The following is a 14527-nucleotide window of genomic DNA, read 5'->3' on the forward strand; positions in this document are numbered from 1 at the left end:
TCAAGGGGAGGGGCGAACCAGATGCCGGAACCTACCTTCCAGCCTCTTATCCCACCACCAGTTTCTTCACCCAAGGCCGTGACAGCGCGGGCCACCAGCCTTCGCTCACCGTCTCTCCGGCCAGTTTATCCTGACTATCATCATCATAGGTGACGGTCACATCAAAGGTGCCGCTGATCCCGGTCAGGCCGGGCTGGTCGGCGCTGCGGGCGGCCGGGCTGGCGCCGGTCGCAATGCAGGAGCTGGCGTTGCCGCCAGCCTCTACCTGCGCGCCCCAGATGAAGACATCGGTGTCCGCGTTCACGTCCTCATACAGCATGAAGATGCGGTTCTGGGTGTTGGGCAGCACGTCGGTGTAACTGAAACGCTGCCACTCCGGGGTCACGGTGATAGCCTTTGAGGTGCCGTCCGAATGGCCGAAGCGCATCCCCAGCGGCGCGCTGGCGCGCAGCCAGACGCTGGCGGTGGCAACGCCGGAGACACTGCCGCCAACAACCAGGATGCCGCCGCGCTGGCCGCCGGCGCCGCCGGTGGTGGCGCTGCAGTTCCACGTCATCGCGGTCAGGCTTCCGTCCGGCGCGTCCTGGCCGCCGGTGAAGGCGGGCTTGGCGGCGTATCCGGACCAGGCGCTCTGGGTGAAATCGCTGGAATGGCTCAGCAGGTTGGTGGCCGCCGGTTCGAACAGCGCGCCGCGGAAGGCCCCGGAGCCAAAGGCATGGTCCAGGCGCAGCACGTCCGGCCCGGCCGTTTCCAGCAGGCCGCCTGCGGTCCCGCGGACGGCGGCGGAGGCGCGGCTGAAATTCAGCACCGAGGACAGCGGCACAGGCACGCCTGCCGCCCGGTAGGCCTGCCGGGCGAAATCGAGCAGCAGGGCAGGGGCCGCCGCCGGACGGTGGCGGCGCGCGGTGACGGAGAGATCGGTCAGCAGTTTCATGCCAGCACCATCGCGTGGATGCCTGCGGCGGTGGTGCCGGTGGCATGAACCCTGACGGTGCCGACCGGCAGGATCGAGAAATCGGCGACCTTAACGGTCCGCAGCTGTCCCCGGACGGTGGTCAGGGTCACCGCTCCGCCGGTTTCGGCATAAAGCGCAATTGCTACATCCGGCAGGTCCACGGTATCGGACGGGACGACCGGCGCAATGTCGCGGGCGGGGCCGGAGAGCGCGGGCACACGGTTGTCAAAAGGGTTGGTCATCGGACTGGCCTCATCAGCTGTTTTGTTCCGCCAAGACGGTAAGGCATAGGGGTGAATGTCCCCCTAGGCCTGCGCACGCCCCGTTAACCCCGTCTCAACCCTTGCGGCCCGGCGCCGGCGCGCGTCAGGCTCTGTCCAGTGCCCGCGCCGCAAACGCAGAGAATTCTTCTTTGAAAACGGCAGTATCAAACCCCTTTGCCAGCTCGCGGATTGCTTCAGGGCCGGCAACCAGGCCGGGCTCCTCCTCGAACCGGGAGATGGCTTCGTTCAGGGCGTCCGCGGTCTGCTCGTGGAACAGAACCCCGCTCACCCCTTCGATCACCGTATCCAGCGCGCCGCCGCGCCCGTAGGCGATCACCGGGCGGCCGCAGGCCATGACCTCGACCGGGATGATGCCGAAATCCTCCTCTCCGGGGAAGATGAGCGCCTTGCAGGTGGCAAACTGCTGCTTGAGTTCGGCAAAGGGCACCCGGCCCATGAAGGTGATGTTGGGGCCGGACTTGCGCTCCAGCGCCTCCCTCATCTCCCCGTCGCCGACCACCACCAGCTTGCGCCCGGAGGCGTTGAACGCCTCCACCGCCAGATCCGCCCGCTTGTAGGAAACCATTTCCCCGGCCAGCAGGTAGTGGCCGCCGACTTCCGGGGAAACCGCAAACTCCGCGGTGTCCACCGGCGGAAAGATCACCTCGGCCTCGCGCCGGTAGAACTTTTCGATGCGCTTGGCGATGAAGGAGGAATTGGCGATGAAATGATCGACACGCGCGGCCGTGGTGACATCCCAGATCCGCAGCCTGTGGGCGGCCAGCGGCATCATCAGCCGGGCCAGCCGCCCTGCACGCGCCCGGTACACGTGGTAATGGTCCCAGATGTAGCGCATCGGCGAATGGCAATAGCTGATGTGGACCGCATCAGGGCGCACGATGACGCCCTTGGCCGGCCCGGATTCGCTGGAAATGACCAGATCGAACTCCTGCATGTCCATAAGCTCCAGCGCCAGCGGCATCAGCGGCAGGTACTTCTGGTAGTGCTTCTTTGCGCCTGGCAGCCTGCCGATAAAGGTTTCGCGCACCTCATGGCGGCGGACCCGGCTGCTGACCTGGGCGGGGTCGTAGACATGCGTGACGATCACCGCGTCAGGATACAGGTCCAGCAGAGCTTCAAGAACCTTCTCCCCGCCGCGCATGCCGACGAGCCAGTAATGAACAATGGCGACTTTCACAGACTCAGCCCTTTTCGCCCTGCCCCCGCGCGTAGACATCCTGATAGCGCACAATGTCGTCCTCGCCGACATAGGCGCCGGTCTGAACCTCGATCAGCACCATCGGCACCTTGCCGGGGTTTTCCATCCGGTGGACGGCGCCAAGCGGGACGTAGACGCTTTGGTTTTCCGTCACCAGTTTCACCTCGTCATTCACCGTTACCTTGGCAGTGCCCTTCACCACGATCCAGTGCTCAGAGCGGTGCAGGTGGCTTTGCAGCGACAGCGACGCGCCGGGATGCACCTGGATCCGCTTGACCTGGAACCGGTCGCCAACCACCAGGCTCTCGAACCAGCCCCAGGGGCGGTGGTCCTTGGGGAACTGGGTGGCCTGAGCCGCGCCTTTCTGCTTCAGCGCGGTAACGGCCCTTTTCACATCCTGGGCGCGGGATTTGTCGGCAACCAGCACCGCGTCATTCATCGCCACCGCTATTATGCCGTCCAGCCCGATGCCGACAACCTCCAGCCGTTCGCTGTCGGCACGCAGGAGCGTGTCCCGGCAGTCAATCGCGGTGGCGCCGCCGCTGGTGACAACGCCGGTTGCGTCCGGGCCGCTTTCGCGCCAGACCGCATCCCAGCCGCCAAGGTCCGACCAGGCCGCGTCAAAAGGCACGACTGAGAGGTTTTCGGCCTTTTCCATCACCGCATAGTCGATGGAGATGTCCTCGGCACGGCTCCAGGGCTCTGCCGCCAAGCGCAGAAAGCCGAGGTCGGTCTTGGCCTGATCCAGCGCTGCCTGCACCGGCTCGATCAGCGCCGGCGCATGTGTTTTGAAGGCGGCGGTGACATCCGCGGCGCGGAACAGGAAGATCCCCGCGTTCCATTTGAAGTTGCCCGCTGCCAGCATTTCAGCGGCGCGCGCGGCATCGGGTTTTTCGACAAACTGCTTAAGCGGAACCGGGGTGTTCCCGGCCTCTGGCGCGGCAGCAAGCTCCAGATAGCCATAGGCGGTTTCGGCATGGGCAGGGGTGATGCCAAAGGTCACCATCTGGCCCTGGGCCACCGCTTTGAGGCCCTTGGCGACAGCGGCGTGGAAGGCTGCGGTGTCCGGCACCACGTGGTCCGAGGGCGCCACCAGCAGCACCGCATCGGGGTCTTCCGCCTGGGCGCGCAGGGCCGCGGCCAGCACGGCAGGCGCGGTGTTGCGCCCCTCCGGCTCAATCAGGACGGCGCCGGGGTCGATGCCGATGGCCTGCAGCTGCTCGGTGACGATGAAGCGGAAATCGGAATTGGTCAGCACCATCGGCGCGGCAAACCTGAGCTGATCCGTCTGCCCCGACAGCCGCCGGGCGGAGGCCTGAAACAGGGTCTCTTCCCCCATCAGGGGCACGAATTGCTTGGGATAGCTTTTGCGCGACAGCGGCCACAGGCGGGTTCCGGACCCTCCGCACAGGAGGATTGGGGTAATCAACATGATAAAATACTCAATTAAAGTTCGCTTACGCGTGGTCCTAGTAAATGGCCGTTGCCCTGACAACCCTGCGAGGTGAGTCGCGGCGCAAAATATCATCATAGGTTTAGCGGCGCTGCCGCGTTCGCCTGCCGCTTGCCGGCGCCGTCCCGGCGGTCTGCGCCTTTGAGCCGGAAAAGGCTTCTCCGTCGGGAGCCCGAGCTGAAGGGGGGAAGCGCTTATGCGGCCAGGGCCGGCTTGGTCCGCCGGTTGTGTGATGGATCGGACTGAGCCCGCCGTCTGTCATTCCATTTTGGAATGGCAGCAGTACGCAATCTCATTAGCGTTGCTCCGGGGTTTCGCGGATAACAACACACAGCAAGTGTTCCAAGGAGGCCGCATGGACCGCGCCCAGATCGTGCATCAGAATTTCCTCGAAAGGGTTCAGGCCGGGATCCTGCCTGCAGGCGCCGCGCCCGCAGGGCCGCTTGCCGCGGCGGAGGCTGCAGGCATCTTTCGCGCGCAGGTCTTGAGCCGGGTGCTGGATCTGACCAGCCGGGCGATGCAGAAAGCGGGAGAGGGGTTTTACACCATCGGCTCCTCCGGGCATGAGGGGATGGCGGCGGTGGCCCGCGCCCTGCGCCCGGCCGACATGGCGTTCCTGCATTACCGGGATGCGGCCTTCCAGATCGCCCGCGCCGATCAGGTGCCGGGGCAGCGGATTGCCTGGGACATGCTGCTGTCCTTTGCCTGCTCCAGCGAGGATCCGACCTCGGGCGGTCGGCACAAGGTCTTGGGCTCCAAGGCGCTGATGATCCCGCCGCAGACCTCGACCATCGCCTCGCATCTGCCCAAGGCGGTCGGTGCGGCCTATTCCATTGGCGCCGCCAATCGGCACCAGCCGGAACACCAGGTGCTGCCTGAGGATGCGATTGTCATGTGCTCCTTCGGGGATGCCTCTGCCAACCACTCGACCGCGCAGGGGGCGATCAACACGGCGGGCTGGACCTCGGTGCAGGCGGTGCCTCTGCCGCTGCTGTTCGTCTGCGAGGACAATGGGATCGGCATTTCGACCAAGACGCCGAAAGGCTGGATCGAGGCCTCGATGGCGCATCGCCCCGGTATCAAATATTTCAAGGCGGACGGGCTGGATATCTACAACGCCTTTCAGGTGGCGCAGGAGGCGGCGGAGTATGTGAGGACCCGCAAGAAGCCCGCGTTCCTGCACCTGCGCACCGTGCGGCTTTACGGCCATGCCGGCGCGGATGTGCCGACCACCTACTTGGCCAAGACCGAGGTAGAGGCGGATGAGGCCAACGATCCGCTGCTGCATTCGGTGCGGCTGCTGGACGAGGCCGGGGTGCTGAACCCTGCGGACGCGCTGAAGATCTACCAGGACACCAGCGCTAGGGTGGAGCGGATCCGGGCGGAAGCGGTGACGCGGCCGCATCTGAAAACGGGGGCGGATGTGGCGGCCAGCCTGATCCCGCCCAGGCGGACGTGCGCGCCCACCAATGGCCCCAGCGCCGAGACGCGCGCTGAGGCGTTCGGCAGCGACCTGCGGGCGATGGAGGAACCCCAGCCGATGTCGCGCCTGATCAACTGGGCGCTGACTGATCTGATGCTGGAGCACCGCGAAATCGTCATGATGGGCGAGGATGTGGGCCGCAAGGGCGGGGTCTATGGCGTCAGCCAGAAGCTGCAGCAGCGGTTCGGGCCGGACCGGGTGATTGACACGCTGCTGGATGAGCAGTCGATCCTTGGGCTGGCGATCGGCATGGGGCACAACGGGTTCCTGCCGGTCCCGGAAATCCAGTTCCTCGCCTATCTGCACAACGCCGAGGATCAGCTGCGCGGCGAGGCGGCGACCTTGCCGTTTTTCTCGAACGGGCAGTTCGCCAACCCGATGGTGCTGCGGATTGCCGGGCTGGGCTACCAAAAGGGCTTTGGCGGCCATTTCCACAACGACAACTCGCTGGCGGTGCTGCGGGATATTCCGGGGCTGGTGATTGCCTGCCCGTCGGACGGCGCCGAGGCCGCGATGATGATGCGCGAGGCGGTGCGTCTGGCGCGCGAGGAGCAGCGGGTGGTGGTCTTTGTCGAACCGATTGCGCTCTACCCGATGCGGGACCTGCTTGAGGCAAAGGACGGCGGCTGGATGCGGACCTATCCTTCGCCGGACCGGCGCATCGGGCTGGGCGAGGCAGGCGTGCATGGGGACGGCAGCGATCTGGCCATCGTGACCTATGGCAACGGGCGCTACCTTTCCACCCAGGCGCAAGCAGAGCTGGCGGCGCAGGGCGTGCAGGCGCGGATCGTGGACCTGCGCTGGCTGGCGCCCTTGCCGGAGGCGGCGCTGCTGGAAGCTGTCGAGGGCTGCAAGCACGTTCTGATCGTCGATGAATGCCGCATCACCGGCAGCCAGTCGGAAGCGCTGATGGCGCTGTTTGCGGAGCAGAGCGATATCCCCATGGCTAGGATTGCCGCCAGCGACTGCTTCATCGCAACCGGGCCCGCCTATGGCGCGACGCTGCCGTCCAAGGACAGCATCGTTGCGGCTGCATTGACGCTGGCAGGAGGCAAGAAATGACCCGCACCGCTGTTCTGATCTGCCCTGGACGGGGCACCTATAACAAGGCGGAGCTGGGGTATCTGCACCGCCACCACGCGGATAAGGCCGCGCTGTTTGCGGGTTTTGATGCGCAGCGGCGGGACGCCGGGCAAGAAGAGGTCACTGCACTGGATGCCGCCACGCGGTTTTCGGTGTCGAAATATTCCCGCGGGGATATCGCCTCGTCGCTGATCTACGCCTCGTCGCTGGCGGATGCGCAGTCGCTGGCGGAGGATATCGAGGTTGTTGTGGTCACCGGCAACTCAATGGGCTGGTATATCGCGCTGGCGGCGGCCGGCGCGCTGAATGCCGCGGACGGGTTCAAGGTGGTGAACACCATGGGCACGCTGATGCAGGAGCAGCTGATCGGCGGTCAGCTGGTCTATCCCTTTGCCGGGCCGGACTGGCAGAACGACCCCGCGCGCAAGGCAGACCTGCTGGCACTGGCAGCGGAGATCAATGCCCGCGAGGGGCATGATCTGGCGCTGTCGATTGATCTGGGCGGGCTGCTGGTGCTGGCCGGGAACGAGGCCGGGCTGGCGGCGTTCGAGCCGGCAGTGCCAGTAGTTGATGAGCGTTTCCCGATGCGTCTGGCCAACCACGCCGCATTTCACACCGCGCTGCAGGCGCCGGTGGCGGCGGAGGGGCGCAAGAGGCTGGGGGCGGACCTGTTCACCCAGCCGAATGTGCCGCTGATCGACGGGCGCGGGCAGATCTGGTGGCCGGGGGCCACCGATACCCAGGCGCTCTGGGACTACACGCTGGGGCATCAGGTGGTGGAGCCCTATGATTTCACCCGTGCGGTGCAGAACGCGGCCTATGAGTTTGCGCCGGACCTGTTCATCGTGACCGGCCCCGGCACCACGCTGGGCGGCGCGGTGGCGCAATCGCTGGTGCACTGCGGCTGGAACGGGATGACCGGCAAGGCGGCCTTCAAGGCGCGGCAGGCGGAGAACCCGCTGCTGGTGTCCATGGGGGATGAGGCGCAGCGCGGGATTGCAACCGGCTGAATGCGGCGTTGGGTGCGGGGCAGCGGAAAGCTCCCGCGCCTGTTGCCAGCATCGAAGATGCCGGCAAAGCAGCCTTGGGCGTGGCCCTGCCCTGCGGGCAGGGCGGGAGGGCGGCTGCTGAGACGGCGTTCAGGAACAGGGTTGCTCCGGCGGTCCTTTATCCGGTGCGCATGTTCATCCGCGTTTATTCTGCCGCGGCTTGCGGTGCGGGCCTGGCGGGGATGGCAAAACATGTCACCGGCTGCGAGACATTGTGCAGGCTGACCGCGCCCAGCGGGATGCCATGTGACGGATCGCTCAGGATGTCGCAGCTGACGACGACCGGATGATTGACCGTCTTGCCGTAATCACCCAGCCGCGCCGCGATATTGGCGGCCTGGCCGATCACGGTGAAGTCCAGCCGCTCCCGCGAACCGACGTTGCCATAGGTCACCCGGCCGTAGGCGATGCCGATGGCGGCTTCGCAGCGGTGTCCGTCTTCCTCGCCCGCGATCTTCTCCAGCCGGGCCACGATGGCGCGGGCGCTGTTGAGCGCCTGGGTGCGGGCCTGTTCCGGGTCGCTGCCGGCCGGAAACACCGCCAGCACAGCGTCGCCGATGAACTTCAGAACTTCGCCGCCGTGATCATGCACGATGGTCGAGGCGGTCTCGAAGAACTGGTTCAAGAGCGCGATATAGTCCTGGCGGCCCAGCTGCTCCTCCAGCCGGGTGGAGCCGCGCAGGTCGCAGAACATGATGGCGGCGTCGATCTCATCACCGTCGCCGCGGCGGATCTCGCCGCCCAGCACCCGGGCGCCGGTGCGTTTGCCGACATAGGTTTCCAAAAGCGACTGGGCGTTTTCGCGCTGCATGAAGATTTCATAATACCGCGCGATCACGCCGGAGCATTCGAAGATCAGCCCGAGGTTTGCGGTGGAAAATCCGTTTGGGTGGGCGCTGGTCAGGGTCAGCACGTTGATGCGCCCGTCGGAGAACCGCAGCGGCATGGCAACATAATCGGTGGCGCCTTCCTTGCGCAGGTCTTCGAGGATCGGGAAGGCATCGTCTGAGCAGCAGGCGTCCAGCCTGTGGCGCACCCCGCCCAAGCCGTTGGAGACATGCCGCAGCGGGCTGTTGCGGTAGGCCGGGTGATCGTGGATCTCGTAAGACGGCGCGTAGGTGGTGACCTCGCCGGTCTTCCTTTGCCAGATATAGTTCTTGCCCGCGATCAGCGGGTGCAGCGACCACGCCATGACCGAGAGGCGGGAGAGGTAGATGCCCTGCTCCACCAGTTTTTCCGCCAAGGCGGCGGTCAGCTCTTCTGGGGTCGGCACTAAGGAAGCATCGCGCAGCAGCCAGTCGATCACCGGCCCGGAGATATTGCCGTAGTCCGGCATCTCAACCGTGTTCCGGCCCAGGTCGAATTCAGCCTCTGCCCCGGGCATGAAACCGATATGGCCGGAAATCGCCGCGGCCTCGGGCATCGCGTCCTCATAGGCCCAGACACCGTTCGGCACGCGATCCCCCGGCAGCAGGATGTCGCGGTAGCTGGCGGTGCCCTTGAACGGGCAGAAGGTTTGCAGGGCGGTATGGGGGGAGAGCGGAACGGTCACGTCCTCTGCCGGGAAATAGACCGCCGGGGGCAGGCGGGTTTCATACATCACCTTGGCACGGGTGCTTTGCGCCAGGATGATGCCATTGCGCCGGGCAGTGACCTGGCCGTGCAGCGGCTCGACGACAATGCCGTATCCGCGGGTGCCGGTCTGAACCTGTGCATCCATCCTTGAGGTCCTTGTCTGTTCTGCGGCTGTCAGGACCGGCCGGCATTGGCCGGTTCTGATCTATCTGGGGTCTGCCGGCGGGAAATCCAGTGCGCAACACGTGATGTTGAGCGGACCGGAGCGGGCAGCATCAGACCATGCGGATCACGTCCTTGCTGATGGCCAGAACATACCCGCGCTTGGCGATGTTCTTGACCAGCAGCTCGCTGACCATCTGATTGCCCAGCGTGTCCCGCAGCCGCTTGATCCGGGTGGCGCCGGCAGCTTCCTCGCAATCGGCTGAGGTGCGGCCTGAGATGACCGCCTCGATCTCGGCCCCCGACAGCACGTCGTCGTCCAGCCGGGCCTCGGCCAGGACCGACAGGGTTTCCATCGCGGCGGGCGTCAGCTTGAACCCCATATTGTTCAGATAGACGGTGTTTTCATCGCGGCTGATCAGGAGTTCATTCACCTGGATGCCAGACCGTTCAATCTGCGCCATACGGCGGTTCAGCATCACCAGCATGCCCAGCACCGCCAGCGCTGCCACCATCATCGCGGTTGCAAAGACCAGCAGCACAAAGATCACCATCCGGTAGCTGGTCAGCGTGTCGGCAAAGGCGGTGCCGGACTGGGCCAGGATCTCCAGCAGCTTGATTTCGGCCTGGGCGGTCAGGTCGTTTTCGACAAACAGCCGCTCAACGCGCGCGTTGAACGCATTGGCATCCGGCAAGGTCAGCAGCAGCACCGTGCCCGCAATCACCAAAAGCGCAACGATGGCGGCAATGCCGAAGGCGATCACCCTGCTGCCGGCCGCGCGGGCCTCAGAAACGGAGATAGTAGGGTCCGGCATTGGCCTTCCTTTCTTGCAGGCCTTCGGGGCCGAAGACGGTCAGGACATTCAAAAGTTTCCATCCATCGGACGCGATGCGCGCCTGGATCTCGCTGCGGGCGGCCTGCTTCTGGCAGGCGCCTGAAAGCTGGATCACACCGTAATGCAGACGCAAGGGGTTGTCCTGCTTGGCCTTGTAATCGGCAAAGCATTCGGCGGCCTGAGCCGGGGTGGAAAGCGCCAGAAGGGCGGCCGCGGCAGCGGCAATCAGAAGGTGCTGTTTCATGATGGCATCCTGCGGTTCTGCGGCGTGAAATTCAATAACCGCAGGGGGTTGGGCAGGCTGATATCTGATAACAACAGGCCGATATTGCCTGTCCGGCGCGAGCGGAAGCAGGCTGGGGTCATCAAGGCGCATTGGCTGCGCGACAATCCATTTCTGAGAAAGGTCCCGATATGGCCCGGACATCCCGCCCGCAACCGCACCGCAAATTCATTGCTTTGATCGTCGCCGCATCCATTGCCATCACCGGGTTCACGGCGGCCCCCGCCCGCGCCGATGAAGACGTTGCAAAGATCCTCGGCGGCTTGGCGCTGCTGGGGATCCTTGGCGCTGCCATCAAGCATTCAAGGGATAAGGATGACAATGCGGTGACCCATAACTACACGCAGCCCCCGCACAACCATTCCCATGGCGGCCACGCTTACCGGGGCTATGGCCGTGATGACAGGTATGTGAAACCGCTGCCGCCACGGGTGCGCCGCTATGACCTGCCGTCCCAGTGCCTGAAATACTTCCCGCGCTACAGCCGCACTCATCCGCTGGTCGGCAAGGGCTGCCTGGAGCGCAGCTATGGCCAAACCAAGGCGCTGCCGAAGTCCTGCCGGGTGACGTTCTGGAACGGCCAGCGCCATCGCACCGGATACAAGCCGGGATGCCTGAACAGCCACGGCTACCGGCTGGTGCGGCGCTGAGCCAAAGCGCAGATTCGAGCAGCAGCAAACTGGGGGGCTTCGGCCCCCCCTTTTTTCGCCGCGGCCCTTGCATAACCGGCGGCCATTGGCTTTGTCGGGCGCATGACACAGCCAGACTACAGCCTAGAAGCCGCCGCCCTTGCCCAGGGGCATCTGAGGATTGCCGGAGTGGATGAGGTGGGCCGCGGGCCGCTGGCCGGGCCGGTGACGGCCGCGGCAGTGGTTCTGGACGGTGCCGCGATCCCCGAGGGCCTGAACGATTCCAAGAAACTGAGCCTGAAAAAACGCGCGGCGCTGGAAGGCCTGATCCTGTCCTCCGCGCAGACGGCCATTGCCCACGCCACGGTGGAAGAGATTGATTCCCTGAATATTTTGCGCGCCTCCCATCTGGCGATGGAGCGCGCGGTGGCGGCGCTGGACCCGGCGCCGGATTACTTGCTGATCGACGGCAATCTGATCCCCAAGGGGCTGGTCTTGCCCTGCGAAGCGGTCGTCAAGGGGGATGCCAAATCGCTGTCGATTGCGGCGGCGTCGATAATCGCCAAACTGGCACGCGACCGGATCATGGTGGATTTGGCGCAACAGTTCCCGGGATATGGCTGGGAGAAAAACGCAGGCTACCCCTCGAAACAGCACCGCGAGGCGCTAGTTCAGCTGGGTGTGACCCCACATCATCGGCGCTCCTTTAAGCCGTTACACAACATCTTGTATCAAGAGTGAACCGTAAGGCGTTGTTGTAATAAACAAATTGACCTCGAATCCGCGATGACTCATCCTGTGGACAACCTAATGAGCGCAAAAATGCGCCGCGGTTATGAGGCAGAGCAATGAATAAAACCATGACAAAGGGCGCGGCAGCGCTCCCTTTAAACACGATTATTGGCGGGGACTGCATCGAGGCGATGAACAGTCTGCCGGCCAATTCGGTCGATCTGATCTTCGCGGATCCGCCCTACAATCTGCAGCTGAAAGGCCAGCTGCACCGCCCCGACAACTCCAAGGTCGATGCCGTGGACGATCACTGGGACCAGTTTTCCAGCTTTGCGGCCTATGACCAGTTCACCCGCGAGTGGCTGAAGGCGGCGCGCCGGGTGCTGAAGCCGAACGGCTCGATCTGGGTGATCGGCTCCTACCACAACATCTTCCGGGTCGGCGCGCTGCTGCAGGACGAAGGCTACTGGGTGCTGAACGACGTCATCTGGCGCAAGTCGAACCCGATGCCGAACTTCCGCGGCAAGCGGTTCACCAACGCGCATGAGACGATGATCTGGGCGTCGAAGTCGGAAGGCGCGAAATACACCTTCAACTACGAAGCGCTGAAGGCGCTGAACGAAGGCATCCAGATGCGCAGCGACTGGGTGCTGCCGATCTGCACCGGCCACGAGCGGCTGAAGGACGAGAACGGCGACAAGGCGCACCCGACGCAGAAGCCGGAATCGCTGCTGCACCGAATCCTGGTTGGCGCGACCAACCCGGGCGATGTGGTGCTGGATCCCTTCTTCGGCACCGGCACCACCGGCGCAGTGGCCAAGATGCTGGGCCGTGAATTCATCGGGATCGAGCGCGAGGAAGCCTATCGAAAGGTGGCGGAAAAGCGGATCAAGGCAGTGCGCAAGTTCGACCGCGAGGCGCTGGAGGTTTCCGCCAGCAAGCGCGCGGCGCCGCGGGTGCCGTTCGGCCAGCTGGTGGAACGCGGCATGCTGCGCCCGGGCGAGGAGCTTTATTCGATGAACCGCCGCCACAAGGCCAAGGTGCGGGCAGACGGCACCTTGATCGGCGACAACATCAAGGGCTCGATCCATCAGGTGGGGGCGCATCTGGAAAATGCGCCGTCCTGCAACGGCTGGACCTACTGGTGCTTCAAGCGCGACGGCAAGACGGTGCCGATCGACGTGCTGCGCCAGCAGATCCGGGCCGAGATGCAGAACTGACGGCCACGGTTTCAGAACACAGCAGTCTATTGCAGGCGCCTGCGCGTATGCGCGGGCGCACACCTTGCCCCGCCTGTTCCAGGCGGGGTTTTTTGCATTGATGCGGCCCGATGCGCTATTCCCTGTGCCGTGCCGGGCCGTTATCTGATGTGCCGCAACTGCAGCAGCCCGCGGGCAGGGGGGAAAGCCGATGACCGATACCGCCTTTGCGTCCGGAACCAGCGCCGTTCAGGCGGCGGAGCGCGGCAGCTTGCAGCGGGCCTCATCCGCCGAAAGCAAGTTTGCGGAGGCGGCGCTGGATGCGCACAAACGGCGCGGGTTGCAGCTGGCTGTGCGGGCCCGCTGGATTGCACTGCCTATTATTGCGATTTTCATTGTCTTCCTGAACCCGGTCTGGAGCGTGCTGTATTACCACGGGATCCTTGCGCTCTTGTGCCTCAATGGATGGTTCATCAGCCGGGCGGGCAAAGTCGGCAGGTCGCGGGTAGAGCTTTTCCTGATTTTCCTAGACCTCCTCATCATGACCTACGGCCTGGTCGTGCCCAACCCCTTCGACAGCCGTGTCATACCGGTGGCCATGCAGTACAGGTTCGACAATTTTCAGTATTTCTTTATCATCCTTGCGGCTGGCACCATGGCCTATTCCTGGCGCACGGTGATTGCGATCGGCACCTGGACGGCGATGATGTGGCTCAGCGCGCTGGCCCTTGTGTGGTGGTTCTCCAGCCCGGTTCCGGGGCTCTCGGAAGCGGTGAACACGGCCCTAGGCTTTAGTCCGGAACTGGCGGAGTTTTTTGATCCAAACAGTTTTGTTGTGCGCCTGCGGGTGCAGGAGGCGGTGGTCTTTGTGCTGGTGGCGGTGACCCTGGGCTTTTCGGTGCGCCGGTTCAACGGGCTGCTGCGGCGCAATGCCAGCCTGACGCGGGAGCGGGCCAACCTGTCGCGCTACTTTTCGCCCAACGTGGTGGAGCAGCTGTCGCAGAACGACGAGCCGCTGAAACGGGTGCGCAGCGAGAACGTGGCGGTGCTGTTTATCGACATCGTCGGCTTCACCCGGCTGTCAGCGGGGATGGAGCCGCGGGCGGTGATCGATCTCTTGCGCGAGTTTCACGGCCGGATGGAGCGCGAGGTGTTCTGCCATCACGGCACGCTCGACAAATACCTGGGCGACGGGCTGATGGCGACCTTCGGCACGCCGGTGTCGGGGGTGCGGGATGCCAGCAACGCGCTGGCCTGTGCCCACGCCATGCGGGCGTCGCTGGCAAAGTGGAATACAGAGCGCATCCGCCAGGGCAAGCCGGAGATCCCCGCCGGGATCGGCATCCACTATGGCGCGGCGCTGCTGGGCGATATCGGCGCCAACCGGCTGGAATATGCGGTGATCGGCATGACGGTGAATGTTGCGGCCCGGCTGGAGAGCCTGACCCGCACGCTGCAGGCCAGGATCGTGGTCAGTGAAACGCTGGCGCAGCAGGTCAGGGCAGAACAGGCAGAGCCGGGCCTGCTGGACGGTGCCACCCGGCACCCCGGCCAGGAGGTGCGCGGGCTGGATCAGCCGATGACCGTGCTGGCCTGGGGCTGAGCC

The 14527-nt window shown here is 64.7% G+C and carries 13 protein-coding genes; 6 read left to right on the top strand and 7 right to left on the bottom strand.

Going from position 1 to position 14527, the window contains the following annotated elements:
* Positions 1–46 precede the first annotated feature (46 nt).
* The 4 genes from PHA8399_RS06015 to PHA8399_RS06030 all read right to left on the bottom strand — a co-directional run bounded on the left by PHA8399_RS06015 (position 47) and on the right by PHA8399_RS06030 (position 3869).
* On the bottom strand, positions 47–934 hold the full coding sequence (locus PHA8399_RS06015; protein ID WP_058285275.1) for a phage head spike fiber domain-containing protein: 888 nt from the start codon (positions 932–934) through the stop codon (positions 47–49).
* The gene (locus PHA8399_RS06020) at positions 931–1197 is read right to left on the bottom strand and encodes a spike base protein, RCAP_Rcc01079 family (RefSeq protein WP_058285276.1); all 267 of its coding nucleotides are present in this window, start codon (positions 1195–1197) and stop codon (positions 931–933) included. Before PHA8399_RS06020 ends, PHA8399_RS06015 begins: the two co-directional genes overlap by 4 nt.
* 124 nt (positions 1198–1321) lie before the next feature.
* The gene (locus PHA8399_RS06025; protein ID WP_058285277.1) at positions 1322–2416 is read right to left on the bottom strand and encodes a glycosyltransferase; all 1095 of its coding nucleotides are present in this window, start codon (positions 2414–2416) and stop codon (positions 1322–1324) included.
* 4 nt (positions 2417–2420) lie between these two features.
* Positions 2421–3869: a mannose-1-phosphate guanylyltransferase/mannose-6-phosphate isomerase gene (locus PHA8399_RS06030; protein WP_058285278.1), complete on the bottom strand. Its 1449-nt coding sequence runs from the start codon at positions 3867–3869 to the stop codon at positions 2421–2423.
* A gap of 376 nt (positions 3870–4245) precedes the next feature.
* On the opposite strand from PHA8399_RS06030, the gene PHA8399_RS06035 reads away from it, so the two are divergent.
* Entirely contained in the window at positions 4246–6435 is a 2190-nt protein-coding gene (locus tag PHA8399_RS06035) for a dehydrogenase E1 component subunit alpha/beta (protein WP_058285279.1), read from the top strand.
* Entirely contained in the window at positions 6432–7466 is a 1035-nt protein-coding gene (locus PHA8399_RS06040; protein ID WP_058285280.1) for a hypothetical protein, read from the top strand. The genes PHA8399_RS06035 and PHA8399_RS06040 overlap by 4 nt, the downstream gene beginning before the upstream one ends.
* Positions 7467–7650: 184 nt before the next feature.
* Here PHA8399_RS06040 and PHA8399_RS06045 read toward each other — a convergent pair whose 3' ends face one another.
* From PHA8399_RS06045 to PHA8399_RS06055, 3 genes are all read right to left on the bottom strand, one after another.
* Positions 7651–9225: a DUF427 domain-containing protein gene (locus tag PHA8399_RS06045; RefSeq protein ID WP_058285281.1), complete on the bottom strand. Its 1575-nt coding sequence runs from the start codon at positions 9223–9225 to the stop codon at positions 7651–7653.
* 130 nt (positions 9226–9355) lie between these two features.
* Positions 9356–10057, bottom strand: coding sequence for a winged helix-turn-helix domain-containing protein (locus PHA8399_RS06050; RefSeq protein WP_058285282.1), 702 nt, complete (start codon positions 10055–10057; stop codon positions 9356–9358).
* The gene (locus tag PHA8399_RS06055) at positions 10029–10322 is read right to left on the bottom strand and encodes a hypothetical protein (protein WP_058285498.1); all 294 of its coding nucleotides are present in this window, start codon (positions 10320–10322) and stop codon (positions 10029–10031) included. The genes PHA8399_RS06050 and PHA8399_RS06055 overlap by 29 nt, the downstream gene beginning before the upstream one ends.
* Positions 10323–10492: 170 nt before the next feature.
* On the opposite strand from PHA8399_RS06055, the gene PHA8399_RS06060 reads away from it, so the two are divergent.
* The 4 genes from PHA8399_RS06060 (at position 10493) to PHA8399_RS06075 (ending at position 14524) form a co-directional block, all read left to right on the top strand.
* Positions 10493–11011, top strand: a complete 519-nt coding sequence (locus PHA8399_RS06060) for a hypothetical protein (protein ID WP_058285283.1) — start codon at positions 10493–10495, stop codon at positions 11009–11011.
* 102 nt (positions 11012–11113) lie between these two features.
* Positions 11114–11731: a ribonuclease HII gene (gene rnhB, locus PHA8399_RS06065; protein ID WP_058285284.1), complete on the top strand. Its 618-nt coding sequence runs from the start codon at positions 11114–11116 to the stop codon at positions 11729–11731.
* Between the two features lie 107 nt (positions 11732–11838).
* On the top strand, positions 11839–12942 hold the full coding sequence (locus PHA8399_RS06070; protein ID WP_058285285.1) for a site-specific DNA-methyltransferase: 1104 nt from the start codon (positions 11839–11841) through the stop codon (positions 12940–12942).
* Positions 12943–13132: 190 nt separating this feature from the next.
* Positions 13133–14524 (top strand): adenylate/guanylate cyclase domain-containing protein, encoded by a 1392-nt coding sequence (locus tag PHA8399_RS06075; protein ID WP_058285286.1) that lies wholly within the window; start codon positions 13133–13135, stop codon positions 14522–14524.
* Positions 14525–14527: the final 3 nt, after the last annotated feature.

Source organism: Leisingera aquaemixtae (genome assembly GCF_001458395.1).
Taxonomy (GTDB): Bacteria; Pseudomonadota; Alphaproteobacteria; order Rhodobacterales; family Rhodobacteraceae; genus Leisingera; species Leisingera aquaemixtae.